The organism is Brenneria sp. L4-2C (assembly GCF_040240335.1).
Classification (GTDB): Bacteria; Pseudomonadota; Gammaproteobacteria; order Enterobacterales; family Enterobacteriaceae; genus Brenneria.
The window spans coordinates 325,189-344,420 of sequence record NZ_JBEIAC010000002.1 but is presented as its reverse complement, the minus strand read 5'-3'; the positions used below and the strand labels follow the sequence as shown (position 1 = coordinate 344,420).

15 protein-coding genes are annotated in these 19,232 nt (G+C 51.3%); 10 read left to right on the top strand and 5 right to left on the bottom strand.

What is annotated here, in order from left to right; all coding sequences use genetic code 11:
* Positions 1-49 precede the first annotated feature (49 nt).
* From ABRZ26_RS05500 to ABRZ26_RS05490, 3 genes are all read right to left on the bottom strand, one after another.
* Positions 50-1,705 (bottom strand): ABC transporter permease, encoded by a 1,656-nt coding sequence (locus tag ABRZ26_RS05500; protein ID WP_319603246.1) that lies wholly within the window; start codon positions 1,703-1,705, stop codon positions 50-52.
* Positions 1,702-2,805, bottom strand: a complete 1,104-nt coding sequence (locus tag ABRZ26_RS05495; protein WP_319603245.1) for an ABC transporter ATP-binding protein — start codon at positions 2,803-2,805, stop codon at positions 1,702-1,704. The genes ABRZ26_RS05500 and ABRZ26_RS05495 overlap by 4 nt, the downstream gene beginning before the upstream one ends.
* A 174-nt stretch (positions 2,806-2,979) precedes the next feature.
* Positions 2,980-4,014, bottom strand: a complete 1,035-nt coding sequence (locus ABRZ26_RS05490) for an ABC transporter substrate-binding protein (RefSeq protein ID WP_319603244.1) — start codon at positions 4,012-4,014, stop codon at positions 2,980-2,982.
* A gap of 764 nt (positions 4,015-4,778) precedes the next feature.
* On the opposite strand from ABRZ26_RS05490, the gene cyaB reads away from it, so the two are divergent.
* The 9 genes from cyaB to pbpG all read left to right on the top strand — a co-directional run bounded on the left by cyaB (position 4,779) and on the right by pbpG (position 14,755).
* On the top strand, positions 4,779-5,318 hold the full coding sequence (gene cyaB / locus ABRZ26_RS05485; RefSeq protein ID WP_319603243.1) for a class IV adenylate cyclase: 540 nt from the start codon (positions 4,779-4,781) through the stop codon (positions 5,316-5,318).
* A 569-nt stretch (positions 5,319-5,887) separates the two neighbouring features.
* Complete coding sequence (locus tag ABRZ26_RS05480) at positions 5,888-7,297, top strand: flavocytochrome c (RefSeq protein WP_319603242.1); 1,410 nt, start codon at positions 5,888-5,890, stop codon at positions 7,295-7,297.
* 140 nt (positions 7,298-7,437) lie between these two features.
* On the top strand, positions 7,438-7,773 hold the full coding sequence (locus ABRZ26_RS05475; RefSeq protein ID WP_319603241.1) for an FMN-binding protein: 336 nt from the start codon (positions 7,438-7,440) through the stop codon (positions 7,771-7,773).
* A gap of 470 nt (positions 7,774-8,243) precedes the next feature.
* Entirely contained in the window at positions 8,244-9,755 is a 1,512-nt protein-coding gene (locus ABRZ26_RS05470; protein WP_319603240.1) for a BglG family transcription antiterminator, read from the top strand.
* 18 nt (positions 9,756-9,773) lie between these two features.
* Positions 9,774-10,250, top strand: a complete 477-nt coding sequence (locus ABRZ26_RS05465) for a PTS sugar transporter subunit IIA (protein ID WP_319603239.1) — start codon at positions 9,774-9,776, stop codon at positions 10,248-10,250.
* 39 nt (positions 10,251-10,289) lie between these two features.
* Entirely contained in the window at positions 10,290-11,705 is a 1,416-nt protein-coding gene (locus ABRZ26_RS05460; protein WP_319603238.1) for a PTS fructose transporter subunit IIC, read from the top strand.
* Positions 11,706-11,710: 5 nt separating this feature from the next.
* A complete protein-coding gene (locus tag ABRZ26_RS05455; RefSeq protein ID WP_319603237.1) occupies positions 11,711-12,574 on the top strand; it encodes a ketose-bisphosphate aldolase in 864 nt (287 codons plus the stop codon).
* Between the two features lie 463 nt (positions 12,575-13,037).
* Entirely contained in the window at positions 13,038-13,547 is a 510-nt protein-coding gene (locus ABRZ26_RS05450; protein ID WP_319603236.1) for a DUF6622 family protein, read from the top strand.
* 260 nt (positions 13,548-13,807) lie between these two features.
* Positions 13,808-14,755, top strand: a complete 948-nt coding sequence (gene pbpG, locus ABRZ26_RS05445) for a D-alanyl-D-alanine endopeptidase (RefSeq protein ID WP_319603235.1) — start codon at positions 13,808-13,810, stop codon at positions 14,753-14,755.
* Positions 14,756-14,873: 118 nt separating this feature from the next.
* On the opposite strand, the gene ABRZ26_RS05440 is transcribed toward pbpG, so the two are convergent.
* Together ABRZ26_RS05440 and ABRZ26_RS05435 are read right to left on the bottom strand one after the other, a co-directional pair.
* Positions 14,874-15,560 (bottom strand): glutathione S-transferase, encoded by a 687-nt coding sequence (locus tag ABRZ26_RS05440; protein WP_319603234.1) that lies wholly within the window; start codon positions 15,558-15,560, stop codon positions 14,874-14,876.
* 111 nt (positions 15,561-15,671) lie between these two features.
* Positions 15,672-16,442 (bottom strand): DeoR/GlpR family DNA-binding transcription regulator, encoded by a 771-nt coding sequence (locus tag ABRZ26_RS05435; RefSeq protein WP_319603233.1) that lies wholly within the window; start codon positions 16,440-16,442, stop codon positions 15,672-15,674.
* A gap of 430 nt (positions 16,443-16,872) precedes the next feature.
* On the opposite strand from ABRZ26_RS05435, the gene bglX reads away from it, so the two are divergent.
* A complete protein-coding gene (gene bglX / locus ABRZ26_RS05430) occupies positions 16,873-19,179 on the top strand; it encodes a beta-glucosidase BglX (protein WP_319603232.1) in 2,307 nt (768 codons plus the stop codon).
* The last annotated feature ends 53 nt before the right edge of the window (positions 19,180-19,232 follow it).

The following is a 19,232-nucleotide window of genomic DNA, read 5'->3' as shown; positions in this document are numbered from 1 at the left end:
ACGGAGGCAGTCCGGCCGGCCGGCACGCCGCGCCGGCCGGACTGGCTGCCTACAGCGTGATCTCTTTTTTGCCCGTTAGCCTGAAGAAGATCAGCAGCGATATGACCGTGGTCACCGTCAGCAGCGTCGATAGCGCCGCCGCCACCCCGTAATTGCCTCTAACCACTTCAGTGTAGATCGCCACCGTCATGGTTTTCGTCTGGCCGGTATAGAGAATAATCGAGGTGCTTAACTCGGTAATGATGCTGATCCAGCTTAATATGGCGCCGGCAATCACCCCCGACATCATCATCGGCACCGTAATGCGAAAGAAGGTCTTCATGGGGGAGGCGCCAAGACTGATGGCCGCTTCCTCTATGCTGTCATTGACCTGATGCAGAACGGCCGCGCTGGAGCGGATGGTATACGGCAGGCGCCGAATGACGAATGCCGCGATCATGATGGCGGCCGTGCCGCTGAGCAACAGCGGGGGCTGATTAAACGTCGACAGCAGGGCGATACCCAAAATAGAGCCCGGTACGATGTAGGGCATCATGGTGAAGGTATCCAGCAGGTTCGCCACCATACCTTTGCGTTTTACCGTGGCATAGGCGATCAGCACGGCGATGAACGTAATCAGGATGATGGTCACGATCGCCAGTAAAAACGTATTGGCGATCGCGTCGCCCACCCGGGTGAAGGCAAGGCGGTAGCTGTCCAGCGAATAGCCGTCGACAAAAATCTTGCCTGAGGTTTTCAGAAACGAGGTATAGGCGACATAGAGCTGCGGCATCATCGCCACCGCCGTAAACAAATAAACATAGAGATGCGCGGCGATATTGCCCAATCCGCGTTTATCCTCCGGCACGATGGGGTTCAGCGCGCTCATGCTATACGATTTGCGGTTGGCGATATATTTCTGCAACAGAAATACCGCCATGGTGAACAGCACCACCACGACGCTGATGGCCGCGGCAAAGCCGTCGTCGCCGCCGACTTCGCTGATAAACTCATTAAAGATCAAAACCGGCACGGTGCGGTAACCTTCACCAATCAGCATCGGCGTGCCGAAATCGGCAAACGCGCGCATAAACACCAGCAGACCGCCCGCCAGCAGGGTCGGCGTGATCAGCGGCATCAGGACGATCCACATTTTACGCAGGCCCGTGCAGTTCATGCTTTCCGCCGCTTCCAGCAGAGAATGGTCGACGTTCTTCAGCGCCCCCGCGACATACATGAATATCAACGGCGATAGTTGCAGGGTGAGCACCAGCAAAATGCCGGAAAAGCCGTAAATATCCGGCAGCTCGACGCCCAGATGTTGCTGAAAGAAGCGGGTAACGACGCCGCTTCTGCCCAGCAGCAGGATCCACGCATAGGCGCCGATAAAGGGCGCGGACATGGATGAGATTAAAATCAGAACCTGAATCGCGCCGCGGCCTTTGATGTTAATCGTGGACATGATCCAGGCCAGCGGGCCGGCCACCAGTACAGACAGCAGCGTGACGCAGACCGTCACCTTCAGGCTGTTCCACACGGCGTTCATATAATAGGCTTTGCCGAAGAATTTGCTGAAATAGGCCAGCGAGAATTCACCGCTGCCGCTGTCGAAAAAACTTTTGACCAGAATGGTAAACAGCGGCAGGGCAAGGAAAATAATATAGCCGAGAAAAATAAACAGAGTGATATAGGTCCAGATATCCCGGCGCGGCGTATTCGCATTCATAAGCGTGTTTCCCCGGTGTAATTCACTTCACCGGCGGCGTCGTAGATGTTGATCGCCGCGGTATTCACTTTCAGACGCACCTTTTCTCCCGGCGCCATATCGCCTTTGCCGCCGGACTGTTGAATAATCTCGACCTGTTGGCCGTTTTCCAGCGCGATATTCAGATGGGTATTCAAGCCAAGAAAAATAGCGCTTACCACCGTGCCGCTTAATCCGCTTTCATCCGTAGAGAAGATAAACTCTTCCGGGCGTACGGACAGTTTGACCTCGACGCTGCGGTCCGGCGGTATGTCCAGGCGCAGCGCGGCAATGGGCTCGGCGTAATCGCCGATGCGCAGCAGCGCGCCGCCATTTTCCCCGACGTTCAGTTTCGCCTCGACAATATTGGTGCGGCCGATAAAGGTGGCGACGAACAGGTTCGCCGGACGCCGGTAAATCTCACGCGGCGAACCCACCTGTTGAATCACGCCGGATTTCATGACCGCGATGCGATCGGACACCGCCATCGCCTCTTCCTGATCGTGGGTGACGTAGACCGTGGTGATCCCCACTTCATGCTGGATGGCCTTGATGGCGTTGCGCATATCAACGCGCAGCTGCGCATCCAGATTGGATAAGGGTTCATCCATCAACAGCACGTCCGGGCGAATAACGATGGCGCGCGCCAGCGCCACACGCTGTTGTTGTCCGCCGGATAGGTTTTTCGGCATGCGATCTCTGAAGGATTCGATTTGCACGACCTCCAATATTTCCTGCACCCGCCGCTCTCTTTCCGCTTTATCGACGGGGCGGTTGCGCAAGCCGAACTCCACATTTTGCGCCACATTCAGATGGGGAAATATCGCGTAATTCTGGAATACCATGCCGATATTACGTTTGCCCGGCGCGACCTGATTCATGACGCGTTCATTAAACGCCAACTGACCCTCTTCAATACTGTTAAATCCGGCAATCATACGCAGCAGGGTGGTTTTGCCGCAGCCCGACGGCCCTAATAAGGTAAAGAATTCGCCTTCTTGAATGTTGAGAGATAATTTTGGAATGATCGTGGTGTCGCCATATTTTTTGACGATATTACGAAAAGAAATTGCAACGCTCATATAAATACCCGCTTTACAGATTATACGCGTCATATTTCAGGCCGCACGCACCCTGGCCGAATTGCTGCAACCTGAATATATTTATCGTATATTTAAATGTCGGAGAATATTCCCGACTTGCCGGCGCGTTTATTCCCAGCCGGCGAGTCGGGTTATTTCATTAATAATGTCTGACTACCGGGTAATACTGGTGAACAGTTCGGTATATTTTTCGATAATCTCTTTCTTATGTTCGCTGACATAAGAGATATCTTCTTCAATGGTTTTAATTTGCGTCATCGGCGTCATATATTTGCCGGGCTGTACATCGGCGCGCAGCGGTCGGTTGGTTGTCTGCGAGCCAAGCGCTTCCTGGGCTTCTTTGGAGATAATGAAATCGATAAATTTCCTGGCGTTCTCCTCATGCCGGGCGCCTTTGACGATCCCCGCCACGCCATCCAGAAAGACCGCGCCCTCAGTCGGATAAACCACGCGCACCGGCGCGCCGTCCTTCACGTAGCTGACCGCCGGATCTTCATAGGTCAGCGCGACGATATATTCGCCGTCGGCCACGCTTTTATGCGCTTTGCTGGAACTGCCGGCGATTTTACCGTCCAGATTTTTGATCAAGCCGCCCACATAGTTCCAACCGGCATCGGAGGTATAATCGTTTCCTTTGGCTTTCAGCATGTTGGTCAACTGATGGAAAGCGGAACTGGAGTTGGTGGGGTCCGCCATCGCAATTTTACCTTTAAGTTGCGGGTTGAGCAGATCCTGATAACTGTTGATTTTGATATCGCCGGCCAGATTGGTATTCACCAGCATGACGCTGCCGTCAGAGACATAAGCGGTCATAATGCCGCTGGTGTTGCGATGGCCTTCGAACAGATATTGATCGTTGGGCGAGACATATTTTTCGAACAGGTCGGCATTGGCGGTGAACAGTTCAAAAGCGCCGCCGAACATCACATCCGCATAGGCTTTGCCCTTCTCTGAACGGATACGTTTCACCAGTTCGCCGCTGCCGGCTGAAACCAGTTCGACCGTAATACCGGTTTGTTTTTCAAATAACGGCACCAGCGCATTAATCATTGACTCGCTGTTGGGCGTATAGACCACCAGTTTATTCGACCCCGTCGTTGCGTTTTTATCAGAATTTTCGTCTCCGCAGGCAACCAGCATGCCGGCTAATAACGAGACAATGACTGACCATCTTAACCATTTCATCATTTAATTTTCCCCTGCCTATTTGGATGACAATTCGATTCTATCAGCCGGTCATTCTTTTAATATCCTAAAATCCGATAACATCGTCCAAAATACGCAACCGATTTCGCCATTAATCATAGCATCAACTTATATTACTGAGAGATTCGTGTTTTATGCCATTTTCAGGGGGGCGAAAATAGTACTCGGATTTACTTTTACCTGTGTGATTAAATTAATTTAACCTGATTGCAGGGTGATATAATAAATACCTATGGAATTATCCGGTAACGGTGATGTTTTCATTCCCAGGAGATAACGTTATTAAATAGAGCGCCGCCGGTTGTCGGTCATCGATATTTATCGTCGGTATTGCGTGTTCCCTTGTTATGCATTTCTTCGCGTTGATAAATGTCTGACGCCGCCTGCTGATCGCGGCGCATTTTCCTGCTTTTTTACCAATAACACTGAATTAACAAAAGGATAGCGCTAAGCTAACGGGTGTTTGGCTGATTTTTCCGTCTCGGTTATTATTACGCCGGTATGATGCGCGACAGGCAGAAAGGCAGTGTCGCACCGTTCAGGCGTGACGACGCACCTCATCCCGCGCTGATTTGAGCGGATGGCTATCGATGTCGCCGGCGAGGTTCGTCATGGGACGACTGGGTGTGCAGGCGGCGGGTGCGGGTCACGATTTTACGTGTCGACATCTTTCGGACAAAGCGTGTTGCTATGTTGAGCTGAGCGTCCCATAGTGCTTACAGATAGTCCTGTAAGGAGAAAAGAGCATGGTTGAACATTTCACAGGGAAATATGAAGTTGAACTCAAATTTCGTATCCAGGATATCGCAATATTTCGCGATACGCTTTTCGGCCACCATCCCGAGGCCTTTATTTTCGAAAATAAAGAACATGATGTTTATTACGACGATGCGAACGATGGACTGCAAAAACAAAATATCAGTATGGTGTTGCGGCGTATGGAGCCGTCAGGCATTAAGCTTTGGATCGTCAAAGGACCCGGCGCGGAGCGTTGTGAGGCGGTAAACATTGAATCGTTCGAGAAGGCCGACAGCATGCTGCAAACGCTGGGATATAAAGCGATTCATGAAGTCGGTAAAACGCGCAGCGTCTATTTCCTGGATATTTTCCATATTACGCTGGATTATATCGAATCCCTCGGTCACTTTGTTGAAATATCCGTCATGACGGATGATGAAGCGCAATTGAGTCCGCTGAGAGAACAATGCATCGAATGTGCGATTCGCCTCGGGTTGTTAATGGATAATATTGAAACCCATTCCTATCGCCAATTGCTGGGTTTTTAAGCGCGGGATTTTACGCTTTATCTTTCAGATGCAGGTATGTCCGTTTTCCCCATTCCTGCATCTTGCGTCGCCTTTGCCGTGAATATGTCCATCCTGTGTTTTTTATGTTATTTCGTTGTTAAATTCAGATTATCCGCCGCTATTTCAGCGCGTTCGGAACGCGTGTTTATTTCCCTATTCGCCCGGCAGGGTAGCTTGTCGGAGAAATTGTCCGCCGTTTTTCATTCGATGGATAAAATCATGCCGATTTATAATTAAAAAAATTTCTAAATATATGATCGAGTTAAAATTTTTGCATAAAAATCAGAGTAGGATTTAAATCAACCCCGTAGGTGCATGTTAACGGAATGATTAATTTTCTGTCTGCATCAAACCGTGGCTGATAAAGAGTGAATCGTAAATAGAAATCGTCGTTTGGAATTCCTTAGGGATAAGCCTGCTTTTCGTCAACGAAAATCGGTTGCCGCATAGCATAAGGAACCTCTGCGGTATGTTCTGCGGTAAACAGATAATCAGACTTGTTCCGATAGGGAATCCCTTCCTGGAAATAACAAATATAGGTTCATATTATGAAGAAAAAAGTCCTGCTATTGAGCGCGCTGGCGTTGGTCTTATCCTCAGCAGTTCACAGTGAAACGACTGATTTGGTTATTATAGGCGCGGGTGGGGCTGGTATGTCGGCCGCCATTGAAGCGCATAATCAGGGCGCAAAAGTGATATTGCTGGAGAAAATGCCTTTTGCCGGCGGGAATACCGCTCGGGCGGAGGCCGGATTGAATGCCGCCGGCACGGAACTGCAAAAATCCAGAGGTATCAAGGATAGCCCGGAACTCTTCTATGAAGACACCATGAAAGGAGGACGAAATCTTAATAATCCGGAAGTGGTGAAAACGTTGACGGAACATGCCAAAGACTCGGTTATCTTCCTGAAAGAGAACGGCGCCGATCTGGCTGACCTGACGCGAACCGGCGGCGCTAGCGTCGACCGTACCCACCGCCCCGCCGGCGGGGTGCCTGCGGGCAGCTTTATTGCCACCGCATTGCTCAAAAAGGTCAAGGCGCTGGACATCGATTTGCGCACCCATACCTCAGCGACCGATATCGTCCAGAACGACAAGGGTGAAGTCACCGGCGTGAAAGCCAAAGGCAAGGATGGGAAAGAATTCACCATTGACGCCAAGAAAGTGATGATCACGTCAGGCGGCTTTGGGGCTAACTTCGACATGATCAAACAGTACGATCCCAAACTGGTCGGCTTTAAAACCACCAACGCGCCTGGCAGCCAGGGCGACGGCATCAAGATGGCCACCAAGCTGAATGCCAAACTGGTGGATATGGAATATATCCAGATTCACCCTTCAACCGTTCCCGGTAAAGGGATCTTGATTACGGAGGCGGTACGCGGCGACGGCGCCATTATGGTGAATGAAAGCGGCAAACGTTTTGTGAACGAACTGCTGACCCGCGATGTGGTGTCGCAGAGTATCCTCAAACAACCCGGCGCGCATGCCTATCTGATTTTTAATGACGATCTGGTTAAGCAGAATCAGGCGACCCAGTCTTACTTCAAGCAAAAACTGGTTGCCGAAGGCAATACGGTAGAGGAACTGGCCAAAGCCATCAACGTCGACGGCAAGCAATTGGCGCAGACCGTCAGCGCCTATAGCAACTATGCCAAAGCCGCCAAAGATGATGAGTTCGGCCGTGAAAGCATGAAGCTGGCTCTGGATAGCGGCAAGTATTACGCCATTGAAATCACCCCCGGCATTCACCACACCATGGGCGGGATTGCGATTAACAACAAAGCGCAGGTGCTGGATGTGAACGGCAAGGTGATACCGAACCTGTTTGCCGCCGGGGAAGCGGCCGGCGGGGTGCATGGCGCCAACCGTTTAGGCGGCAACTCGCTGGCGGATATCGTCACCTATGGCCGCATCGGCGCCGATGAAGCGGTAAAAGAGATAAAAGCCGGTAAATAATCAGCGGCATTGATCTCAAAAACCATCCTGGCTCATTGTCCAGGATGGTTGAGTGGTTATATTGGTCCTGGTGACAGGTTCACTACTTGTGGTGGATTTTTGATGGGCGTTTTTATGTGTAATTAACTTATGGGAAAGTTATGAAAAAATTCATTCCGGCCGTGTTGGCCACATTGGCTCTTTCGTTCTCTTTTGCCGCTGCCGCCGAGTATAAAGATGGTACTTATACCGGCAAAGCCGCAGGCAAAGAAGGGGAAGTTGAAGTTTCTGTGACGGTTGAAGGAGGGAAAATCACCAACGCCGAAGTCGTCAAACATGAAGATACCGAAGCACTGATGATGGGCGTCATTGATAACGTGGTGCCAGAGTTGATTGAAACTCAGGATCCTGACCAGGTGGATGCGGTAACGGGCGCCACCCTGTCAAGTAACGGGGTGATTAACGCCGTGAAGCAGGCTCTGGAGCAGGCAAAATAATCATCGATCGGCAAGCCATTCTCCTCACCAGTCTGTGATGGGGTACTATCGCAGACTGGTTGTTACATAATTCCTCGTCGCATGTTCATCGTCTGAGTTTTTGTCGTATCAACGGCGCCAAGACTATAGGATTACTGCATATCCGGCCTGCCTGGCTTATGTCCTGTTCTTCCTTTTTATCAGCCAATCATCAGTTTAACGCGATCGTTAAAAAACGTTTATTCGCCGCACGCCTTCTTTTTCACCTTGAATATTGCAGATGCTTGTTGTTTTTTGTGACGTAGTCTTAATTCTATTTAATTAAATTGTGAGTCAGTGCAAGTTTTCTCTGTTTTTATTTCGCAATGGTTTTTGAGTGGTCAATGACGGTGGGCCATTGTGGCCACTATTTAATATTTACAACCAAAGAAATCATTGCCTATATTAGATGTTATGAGCGGGAGGCCAGATGTTACGTTTGGAGAACGCGAATGAAAAATATTCTAACAGAGAGACAATTGAAAATAATGCGCTGCCTGTTTACCCATAATGTTTATGTAAGTTTAGAGAGCATATCAAACCAGATCGCTATCTCAAAAAGAACATTACGGCGCGATATTGAAGATATTAACGACAAGCTTTCTGCTGACGGAATTCGTATTGTCAGTAAGCGTGGCAGCGGCGTAAAAACGAAATTCAGCGATGCCAATGCCGAAATCGCTTCAGGGAAGATATTCATTAACGAAATTGATTCTTTTAACAATAATGTGCGTTTGTTAAAAATAGCGTCTGAGTTGCTGATGAATTCGCCACGTTCGACATCTGTCAGTGAATTAGCGAAAAAATATTTTATCAGCCGGGCATCGATTGTGAATGATTTAAAGAAAATTGAGCTATGGCTAAGTGATTTTTCATTAACGTTAACCAAAGATCTCTCTGGTACGCGTATCGAGGGTAGCGATCAGGATATTCGCGTGGCCATGAAGGCGTTAGTGTTAAAATCGATTTATCGCCAGCAGAATTTGATGGAAAGCCGTATTGATGATTCCATCATACTTGAACTTTCGGAAAGATTTGGCGAGCAGCATGTATTATTTACGGTTGGTTTGATTAGCTATATAGAAAAACAACTAACTTATAGCATTGGCGATCCTTATTATATTAATTTGTTTACGCATGTTTTAGTGCTTATACATAGAATCAATACCAGGGAACAAACTTACCTTGACGCTAATTCGGATTTTAGCGCGATGGAAAGCCGTATCTATCAAATCTCGCGTGCGGCGGTAGAACGGATTGAATATTATTATCAGGTCAAATTGGGAACGGTTGAATTACAATATATTTATCAATATCTGGTGTCCTCAGGTAAAACAGGTATTGATTCACTTGTAAAAATGCAAAGCAATGATTCTCAGCGAGCCTCTGCGTTTACGAAGATGCTTATCGATAAGGTATCCGCCAGGATAAAAGTCGATATCACGATGGACACGCATCTGCTGGAGTCGCTGCTATCGCATGTAAAACCGATGCTTAATCGCCTGGAGTATCGTATCAGGATTAAGAATCCGTTGCTGCATGATATCAAGAATGAACTGGGCAGCATTTTTTTAGCCGTGAAATCTTCTATGGCCGTTATGACGCATGAATATGGTTTTGGCGAAATCAATGATGATGAAATCGGCTACTTGACCGTGCATATTCAGGCGGCGATAGAGAGTAATATCAAAAAAAATCGAGTGCTTCTGGTTTGCTCCAGCGGTCTGGGTACCTCCCAGTTATTATATGGCCGAGTCATTCGGGCATTTCCGGACTGGGAGGTCGTGGATATTGTTCCCGGAAAAGAAATTGCAGAATACATCAAACGCCAGGATGTTGATATTATTATTTCAACGGTGAAGCTTGAACCGGTTGAAAAACCGGTGGTATATGTTTCGGCGCTGTTTTCCGCCAAAGATATTACCCGAGTGACAGAGTGCCTGGTATCTAATTATATGAAATAGTTAAATAGGGAAGAGACGATGGCTATGAATATCTCTATTAATGATGTCCTTCAACAAGAGTGTATTGTTTTAGATTCTCAGGCAAAAACAAAAGAGCAAATTATTGATGAGTTGACCGAGGTGCTTTATGCCAGCGGGGCGCTGGCGAATAAAGAGGTTTTTTTACGCGATGTCTATTTGCGTGAAGAGATGGGGTCGACAGGTTTTGAAAATCATATCGCCATTCCGCACGGGAAATCGACAGCGGTTCTTAAAACCAGAATTGCAATCGGCCGGGTTAAAGACGATATTTCCTGGGAAACTATCGACGGCACAAGGGTAAAATTGGTGATTTTGTTTGCCGTTAAAGATACCGACAGCGACTCCCGGCATATTAAAATTCTGGCTAAAATATCCATTGCCCTGGGGGATGATTCCGTCGTTGATGATTTGCTTAATTTAAAAACACGTAGCGAAATGTATCAATTGTTATTGTCAACATCTGAAAGTCAATAATTATAAAAATGTTGTATTTCCTGTCATTGGAGAATGCATATGAACATTATTGCGATAACCGCTTGTCCTACTGGCGTGGCTCATACTTATCTGGCTGAAGCTAATCTGAAAAAATCGGCGAAAAAACTGGACATTCCTTTATTGGTGGAAACACAGGGCGCCGTTGAAAGTGATTATATTCTTACTGACGAAGATATAAAAAATGCCGATATCGTATTGATCGCGGCAGATAAAAAAATTGAACTCTCACGCTTTATTAATAAGAAGGTGATTGAAGTTTCGGTTACTCGCGCCGCTAAGGATGCAGAAGGTTTGCTTAAGGCTATCGCCAGCGGCGAGCTGGTGCCGCATTTCGTCTCTGCGGATAAGGAAGACCGCACGCTGACGGATGGCGCGTCAAGTGCTGAAAAACGTTCAGCGATCGCCGAGATTTACGTTCATCTGATTACCGGCGTCAACTATATGATCCCCTTTGTTGTGGCGGGGGGAATATTGATTGCGCTGAGTTTCGCTTTTGGCATCCATGCTGCGACGCCCGGCGATCCCAGTTTTAATCCTATCGCCAAGATGCTTGCCGACATCGGCGGCGGCTCGGCTTTCGCCTTGATGCTTCCGGTACTGTCGCTGGGCATCAGCCAATCGATTAGCGGAAAGCTGGGGATTGTGGCGGGCGCTGTCGGCGGCATGATGGCGATTCATACCGGCTCCGGGTTTCTGGGGGCGCTGCTGGCCGGATTCCTGGCAGGCTACGCGACCTTGTTGATCAATAACTACATCAAGCTGCCGAAGTCGGTCTCTAGTCTGAAGCCCATCCTTATTGTTCCGCTGCTGAGCGTGTTCATTACCGGTGCGTTGATGGCGCTGTTGATTGGCGAACCGATCAAAATGTTGCTGGGCTTATTGACCGATTTCCTCAATTCGCTGGGCCATACCAACTCGGCGATACTCGGTTTGCTATTCGGCATGATGGTGGCGTTCGATATGGGCGGTCCGTTGAATAAAACCGTCTGCATGTTTGCCATCGGCTTGATGTCTTCGGGTATCTACGGCCCTATCGCCGCCTGTATGGCCGCGGGGATGGTGCCTCCGTTAGGTATCGCGCTGGCGACGACCCTGTTCAAAAGGAAGTTTACCCATCAGGAAGTTGAGACCGGCAAAGTCACCTATGTCCTCGGTCTGTCGTTCATTACCGAAGGCGCCATTCCTTACGCTGTCGCCGATCCGCTGCGAGTGATCCCGGCCATCGTCTGTGGGTCCGGTCTGGCCGGCGCGTTGTCCATGGTATTGGGCTGCGCCTCACGCGCCCCCCACGGCGGCGTGTTCGTTATGTTCATTCCCAACGTAATCACCAACGTTTTGGCCTATCTGTTCGCTATCGCAGCCGGGACTCTATTAACCGCGCTGATCCTGTTCTTTATCAAAAAAGACGTTCATCAACCTGCCCATGAGGGATAATTCTTATGCTTTACAATATGAAAGACCTGCTCCTCGTCGCCCGGCAACATCAGTTCGGTGTCGGTGCGTTCAATATCGCCAGCGCCGAGTTTGCGCGTGCGGTAATTGAAACAGCGGAAAAACATGCGTCGCCCGTTATTTTGGAAATTCATCCGGATGAAATGAGTTTCACCGGCAGCGATTTTATTATTTACCTGAGAGCGCTGGCGACAAAAGCCGCCGTACCCGTGGTTATCCACCTGGATCACGGACGCAATCTGCAAGAGGTGATGCAGGCGATTTATGCCGGATTTACCTCAGTGATGATTGATGCCTCTGCCCATCCTTTTGAAGAAAATATTCGGCTGACTAAAAAAATCGTTGAATTAGCGCATACGGTGAATATTTCGGTAGAAGCGGAATTAGGAACCATTGGCGTTGCCGAAGGCAGCGCGGAAGGCGGCAGCAGTGAGATCTTGTATACCGATCCGCAACAAGCGAAAACCTTCGTGGAGGAAACCGGCGTCGATACGCTGGCCGTCGCGATCGGAACGTCCCACGGCCTCTATCCCAAGGGAAAACAGCCAAAATTGGATATTGAGCGCTTGCAGCAGATACGGCAGGTGGTGACGATTCCTTTGGTGCTGCATGGCGGATCCGGCAACAAAGACAGTGAAGTGGCGGAAGCGATCCGCTTCGGCGTGGGGAAGGTCAATATCTCCAGTGAGATGAAAAAAGCGTTCTTTGTCGCGCTGGAAGAAGAACTGAAACAGGGGGGGCATGAACCGAACGCGTTGTATCTGGCGCCGATGGAGGCGGCTCGCAAAGTTATCGCCGGTAAGATGGCGCTGTTTAATTCGATTGATAAAGCCGCTTTGTATCTGAATTGATTGCGATGCTGACAACGACGGCTGTAAATCGTTTAAGGCTCGGGAGTCTGGTGCGGGGCGCCCATCACTGAATTCCCCTGATAAGGGTAAAACCGTTTTAAACTCCGATCGCGGCGGTGTAGGGGAATGCGTCATCAAGCCTGAATTCCCATGGCATGACATGCCGCCGCCGCCATTTCCGCACTCAGCCAGCGGCGGAAGGTTTGACACGACCGCCGTTTTTGATGGTGTATGCTGGTGGAAGAAGATACGGCCTTCCATCCGGTTGACAGGGCGTCAATATCGCCAATCGGCTAACCGTCCATTTTTGTTCGGTCATAAATCCATAAATAAGATGATGGCGACGCCCAATCCCGCTTTTGCCCGGATTAACCGGGTAGGGCTGCTGCATTGGCCTGATTGCCGGGGAGGGTGGCGGGGAGTATGATCCCGGCAGTGTTTTTTACGCAGGACGATGAACCTTATGGAAGATTTTCTCATTATCATTCGCCATACCCCTACCTGGGTATGGGTTCTGCTGGCCTATTTAATCTATGCCGGCATAAAAGCCCGTCAGCCGAGACAGCAATCTCTACTGCGTCTGTTGATATTGCCGATCGTTTTTCTCTACTGGGGGGCGTCCTCGATTTTACATACGCTGGCGATACGGGAAGCGGCTATTGCCGGCTTTTTACTGGCTTTGGTCGTCGGGGTGATTCTGGGCTGGATGTTGGGGAAAAACGCCGGCGTTTATCGCGCCGATATCCAGCGTTTTGAGCGCAGCGGTTCGTCTGTGCCGCTGGTATTGATGCTGTTGACCTTTTGCCTGCGCTTCTACTTTTCCGTTCAACTGGCATGGTTTCCCGGCTTGGCCGACAACCTTGTGTTCTGTGCGCTATCCGGCGCCGTTGGCGGCTTTACCGGCGGAATATTCAGCGGCATCACCCTCCGCTTGTTAAATCAGATGCGCGCGCCTCATACCGCTTCCCGTTAAGCACGCCGCGTCACAGGCGTTCGGCGCTTTGCGCTGCTCGCCGCCCGTGGCGTGTCTTCCGGCAACAATATCCTCCCTCAGACACCACCAGTAGATGGCCGCTGACGCGGTTTGTCTGATTGCCTTTTCCTTTATGCCCTGTTTGTTAAATTTTGTCACAAAGCTTTTTCTGCTATGCCGATGCGCTGCGATTGCCGGTAAATTATAATGCGTCGGCCGTTCTCTCTTATTTGACAGGATACTGTTTAAGTATTTGAATAATGAATAAAAAACACAAGATTTCTTTGCTTGGTATGCTGTTGCTGTCAACTGCGATGTTGTCTGCTCCATTGGTCATGGCGAAAACGCCGGTCAAATCAACGACTGCCGCTCATCAGGAAATCGCCTCCGGCAGCGCGATGGTGGTGGATTTACGCGATGATCACATTCTTTATTCCAGTAATCCGGATGTCGTGGTGCCGATTGCCTCCGTGACCAAGCTGATGACGGCGCTGGTGGTGCTGGATGCCAACCTGCCTTTGGATGAAGTTATCTCCGTCGATATCAGTCAGACGCAAGAAATGCAGGGCGTTTATTCGCGGGTGCGGCTGAATAGCGAGATCAGCCGCCGCGATATGCTGTTGCTGGCGCTGATGTCGTCGGAAAACCGCGCCGCGGCCAGCCTTGCCCACCATTATCCCGGCGGTTATCAGGCGTTTATCGCCGCCATGAACGCCAAGGCCCGCGCATTGGGAATGCGGCATACGCGCTACGTCGAGCCTACCGGACTTTCCATTCATAACGTATCGACCGCGCGCGATCTCACCAGGTTGCTCATCGCCAGCAAGCAGTATCCTTTGCTCAGCCAGCTCAGCACCACGCAGGAGAAAACGGTGACGTTTTCCCATCCGGTTTACAGTTTGCCGTTCCGTAACACCAACCATTTGGTCGGCAAATCCGACTGGAATATTCAATTAACCAAAACGGGTTTTACCAATCAGGCCGGCCACTGCCTGGTCATGCGCACAGTGATTAATCAACGTCCGGTCGCGCTGGTGGTGCTGGACGCGTTTGGCAAATACACGCATTTCGCCGATGCCAACCGCCTGAGAAAATGGCTGGAAAGCGGTAAGATCAGCGATGTGCCGGCCGTGGCGTTAAACTATAAAAAACAGAAGGCGCTGGCCTCGCGTCAGCCGCAGACGCTGGCGAGCGCGGATACGGAGTAATCAGGGCTTTCCGCCGGCCTATATGCTTCAGCGTTATCCGCAGTTTTACCATTACCGGCATAACCAGGGGGGCGCAGGGCGGCGATAACGATATCCGCGCCCTGCGCAGGCATGAGGGTTAAGCGCGGACTCTCAGGTCTTCAATGACCGCGCCGGCCTGGAACACATCCTCTTCATGTTCCTGTTCAATCCAGGGTTCCGCCAGCGCCTGTTCCAGCCAGCTTTGCATGGCCGGCAGGGACAGCAGATGCCGGCAATAGGCCGCGGCCGCCGGCGAGACGGGCAACTGATAGGTGCGGATACGGAACACCACCGGCGCAAAGAACGCATCCGCCGCTGAAAACGCGTCGCCGGCCAGAAAAGGGCCGCCGAAACGGGTTAACCCCTCCTGCCACAGTTCGTTGAGACGCGTTAAATCGTGGTTCAATGACGGCGAAATCGCATTCATCTTGACCTTCACGCCGCAGCTCATAGGGCAATCGTTACGCAGCGCGTTAAAGCCGGAATGCATTTCTGCCGCGGCGCAACGCGCCCAGGCGCGAGCCCTGGCATCGGCGGGCCATACCGCCTTGTGTCGTTCGGCAAGGTATTCGGTTATCGCCAGCGAGTCCCAGACGGTGATATCGCCGTCAATCAGGCAGGGAACCTTGGCTGAGGGCGAGAACGTCTTGAACGCCGGATTCGCCCCGGCGGAGACGAACGTCACCTGCTTTTCCTCGAACGGTATAGACAGCGCGTTTAACAATACCCACGGACGCAGCGACCAGGATGAATAGTTTTTGTTGGCGATGTATAGCTGATACATTTTTGATGCTCCATGTGCGAACGGAACAATACCATTAGCATGGAAAGCGCCGTCGATCATCTTTAAACGTCGCGCATGGCTGGGGCGCCTGATGGGGCGGGAGGAATGCTATCAGGCGAGGATCGTCTGCTGACATTGCGCCCGGAGCGATGCCAGATCGGGACTATCGGCAGCGGCGGCATCGGTAATAATGATATCGATCTCCGCCAGGGTGGCGTAAATAATTCGGCTGGTCAGCCCGATCTTGCTGTGATCCGCCAGAATAATGCGGGTATCGGCGTGCTGCGCCATCGAACCGGCCACGGCGGCTTCATGGTGAGCAAAACTGCTGGCGCCTGACTGGCTGGCGATACCCACAGGGGATAAAAGGGCGACATCGGCGCGATAACGCCGGAGCTCGCCGAGGGTGACGTCGCCGCAGGTCGCCTGCGCCGACGGCGTGATACTTCCGCCCAGCAAAATCACTTCATGATGCAGCGTGGCTTCGCTTGCCGTCAGCTTAAACGCGACATGCAGACTATTGGTGATGATGGTCATCCCCGGCATCGACAAAAGTTCGTCGGCCAGCTGCGCGGTGGTGCTGCCCGCATCGATAAACAACGTTTGGCCCGCTTTTAATTGCTGAACCGCCGCGCGGGCGATGGCTTGCTTCTCTTTTTCCCGTACCGTATTACGCACGGATAATGGCGTTTCAGGCGACGGCGCGATCGCCACTATCCCGCCATGGACGCGACGCAAGGCGCCCATCGCTTCCAGCTTCAAAATATCCCGCCGCACCGTTTCCCTTGATACGCCAAGGTGCTGAATAATTTTCTCGGTGCTGACCCGGTTGAGTACGGACAAAAGGGCGCGAATGCGGTGTAAGCGAGTTTCTTCTAGCATGGATCTCGGTTCTCAGGATTAACGGACCAGACGAAGAGGCATCCCGCGTTCCTGTCAGGGTATTAAATTGAAATCATTGCGCCATTATAGCCGCAATCGCCATGATGCAAGTAGAAAAGGCCGTTTGGTTTTGCACGGGCGGCGTAGTGTCCGTTTTCCTGTTTGCATGCGCAGTAGGGCCAAAGCGCGGCGTTATGTTAGGGCCAAGGCGGAAGAATGTTCATTCTGCGCAATGTATCGCATTATTCTTACAGTTTTTATTCAATGAAATGTAAATAAATACACTATGATTACGCGCTGTGTTTCGAGTATGTTGGCGCTGTAGGTGAATGGGTTTCTTCACCATGCCTGGCTGACTTATTTTTTCAAACCTGTCTTGTGCTTCAGTGACCTGTCCTGGCGCCTGGATTGATAGGGTCTGTATAAAAGAATGAAATGGCTTACTTCACTGACGATGGCGATTGGGCTTGCCGTTAATCCGGTCATGGCTCAGGAAATCACATCCATTCCCACTTCCGTTACGGCGTCACATCAACAGCGGGATGCGTTTGTCTCTGATTTAATGAGAAAAATGACGCTGAATGAAAAAATCGGCCAGCTCAGGTTAATCAGCGTCGGGGCGGATAATCCGAAGGAAGCCATTCGCGAAATGATCAGACATGGTCAGGTCGGCGCGATCTTTAACACCGTCACGCGGCCTGATATCCGGGCGATGCAGGATCAGGTCATGCAGCTTAGCCGCCTGAAAATTCCGCTGTTTTTTGCTTACGATGTGGTGCATGGCCAGCGCACCATTTTCCCGATCGCGCTGGGACTGGCATCCAGTTGGGATATGGACGCCATCGCGCTGAGCGGCCGGATTTCCGCCTACGAGGCCACGGAAGACGGTTTAAACATGACCTGGGCGCCGATGGTCGATATCACCCGCGATCCACGCTGGGGCCGGGTATCGGAAGGTTTCGGCGAAGATACCTGGTTGACCAGTAAAATAGCCGGGGTGATGGTAAAGGCGTTCCAGGGAGAGGACGTGACGGCGCGTCATTCATTGATGACCAGCGTGAAGCACTACGCGCTGTATGGCGCGGTGGAAGGCGGCCGGGATTACAATACGGTGGATATGAGCCCTCAGCGTATGTTTCAGGATTATTTGCCGCCGTATAAAGCCGCTGTTGATGCGGGCAGCGGCGGGGTGATGGTGGCGCTGAATTCGATTAACGGTACGCCGGCCACGGCCAACAGTTGGCTACTGAAAGATATCCTGCGCGACCAGTGGAAATTCACCGGTATCACGATTACCGATCACGGCGCGATTAAAGAGCTGATTAAACACGGCGTGGCCGGCGATCCGCGTGATGCCTCGCGTTTGGCGTTAAAATCCGGTATCGGCATGAGCATGAGCGATGAATATTTCATGCGTTATCTGCCCGATTTGGTCAAAAGCGGCGCGGTCAGTGAACGGGAAGTTGATGAAGCCTGCCGTCAGGTGTTGAACGTTAAATATGATATGGGCCTGTTCCAGGATCCCTACCGTCATCTGGGGCCGGCGGATTCCGACCCCGTCGATACCAATGCGGAAAGTCGTTTACACCGTCTGGAAGCGCGCGACGTTGCGCGCAGAAGTCTGGTCTTGCTGAAAAATCGTTTGCAAACGTTGCCGCTGAAGAAGCAGGGGACGATTGCCGTTGTCGGGCCGCTGGCCGACAGCAAACGCGATACCATGGGCAGTTGGTCTGCGGCGGGGGTCGTCAGACAGACGATCACCGTTTATCAGGGCATCAAAAATGCGGCGGGCGACAAGGCCCATATCCTGTATGCCAAAGGCGCGAACGTCAGTAATCATCAGGGGATTATTGATTTCCTGAATCTGTATGAAGAGGCGGTGCAGGTAGATAAACGTTCGCCGCAGGCGATGATTGACGAAGCGGTGCAGGCGGCGAAACAGGCGGACGTCGTCGTGGCGGTGGTGGGCGAAGCGGCGGGGATGGCGCATGAAGCCTCCAGCCGCGCCGACATCGATCTGCCGCAAAGCCAGAAAGACCTGATTGCCGCGTTGAAAGCCACCGGCAAACCGCTGGTGCTGGTCTTGATGAACGGCCGGCCGCTGGCGCTGGTGCGGGAAGATCAACAGGCGGACGCCCTGCTGGAAACCTGGTTCAGCGGAACCGAAGGCGGCAATGCGATCGCCGATGTGCTGTTCGGCGACTATAATCCTTCGGGCAAACTGCCGATGTCCTTCCCGCGTTCCGTCGGTCAAATTCCTATTTATTATAACCACTTGCCATCAGGCCGGCCTTATACGCCGGAAAACCCGGGCAAGTATACCTCGCATTATTATGATGAAGCGAACGGCCCGCTCTATCCGTTCGGCTACGGCCTGAGCTATACCACTTTCAGCGTATCGGATGTGCGCATGTCCAGCCCGACGATGAAGCGCGACGGAACCGTGACGGCCAGCGTCACGGTTAAAAATACCGGCAAGCGGCCGGGCGAAACCGTCGTACAGCTCTATTTGCACGATGTCGTGGCATCCATCAGCCGCCCGGTGAAAGAACTGCGCGGTTTCCACAAAGTGATGCTGCAACCTGGCGAATCGCGTACCGTCAGTTTCCCCATCGATCGGGATGCGCTGAAATTCTATAACGCCCGTATGCAGCAGGTGGCGGAACCCGGTAAATTCGAGGTGTTCATCGGCCTGGATTCGCAGCGTGTGCAAAGTAGCAGTTTCACTTTGTTATAATATCGCCGTCATGCTTTTAGTCGCGGAAGCGTTCGCTTCCCGCAAGGTTCGGC

What these genes read in the sequence shown, in the direction of transcription:
- ABRZ26_RS05455 (WP_319603237.1), top strand. Translation starts at nt 11,711, where the DNA reads ATGCTTTACAATATGAAAGACCTGCTCCTCGTCGCCCGGCAACATCAG.
- ABRZ26_RS05475 (WP_319603241.1), top strand. Translation starts at nt 7,438, where the DNA reads ATGAAAAAATTCATTCCGGCCGTGTTGGCCACATTGGCTCTTTCGTTC.
- ABRZ26_RS05440 (WP_319603234.1), bottom strand. Translation starts at nt 15,560, where the DNA reads ATGTATCAGCTATACATCGCCAACAAAAACTATTCATCCTGGTCGCTG.
- ABRZ26_RS05495 (WP_319603245.1), bottom strand. Translation starts at nt 2,805, where the DNA reads ATGAGCGTTGCAATTTCTTTTCGTAATATCGTCAAAAAATATGGCGAC.
- ABRZ26_RS05465 (WP_319603239.1), top strand. Translation starts at nt 9,774, where the DNA reads ATGGCTATGAATATCTCTATTAATGATGTCCTTCAACAAGAGTGTATT.
- ABRZ26_RS05500 (WP_319603246.1), bottom strand. Translation starts at nt 1,705, where the DNA reads ATGAATGCGAATACGCCGCGCCGGGATATCTGGACCTATATCACTCTG.
- ABRZ26_RS05460 (WP_319603238.1), top strand. Translation starts at nt 10,290, where the DNA reads ATGAACATTATTGCGATAACCGCTTGTCCTACTGGCGTGGCTCATACT.
- cyaB (WP_319603243.1), top strand. Translation starts at nt 4,779, where the DNA reads ATGGTTGAACATTTCACAGGGAAATATGAAGTTGAACTCAAATTTCGT.
- ABRZ26_RS05470 (WP_319603240.1), top strand. Translation starts at nt 8,244, where the DNA reads ATGAAAAATATTCTAACAGAGAGACAATTGAAAATAATGCGCTGCCTG.
- ABRZ26_RS05490 (WP_319603244.1), bottom strand. Translation starts at nt 4,014, where the DNA reads ATGATGAAATGGTTAAGATGGTCAGTCATTGTCTCGTTATTAGCCGGC.
- bglX (WP_319603232.1), top strand. Translation starts at nt 16,873, where the DNA reads ATGAAATGGCTTACTTCACTGACGATGGCGATTGGGCTTGCCGTTAAT.
- ABRZ26_RS05450 (WP_319603236.1), top strand. Translation starts at nt 13,038, where the DNA reads ATGGAAGATTTTCTCATTATCATTCGCCATACCCCTACCTGGGTATGG.
- ABRZ26_RS05435 (WP_319603233.1), bottom strand. Translation starts at nt 16,442, where the DNA reads ATGCTAGAAGAAACTCGCTTACACCGCATTCGCGCCCTTTTGTCCGTA.
- ABRZ26_RS05480 (WP_319603242.1), top strand. Translation starts at nt 5,888, where the DNA reads ATGAAGAAAAAAGTCCTGCTATTGAGCGCGCTGGCGTTGGTCTTATCC.
- pbpG (WP_319603235.1), top strand. Translation starts at nt 13,808, where the DNA reads ATGAATAAAAAACACAAGATTTCTTTGCTTGGTATGCTGTTGCTGTCA.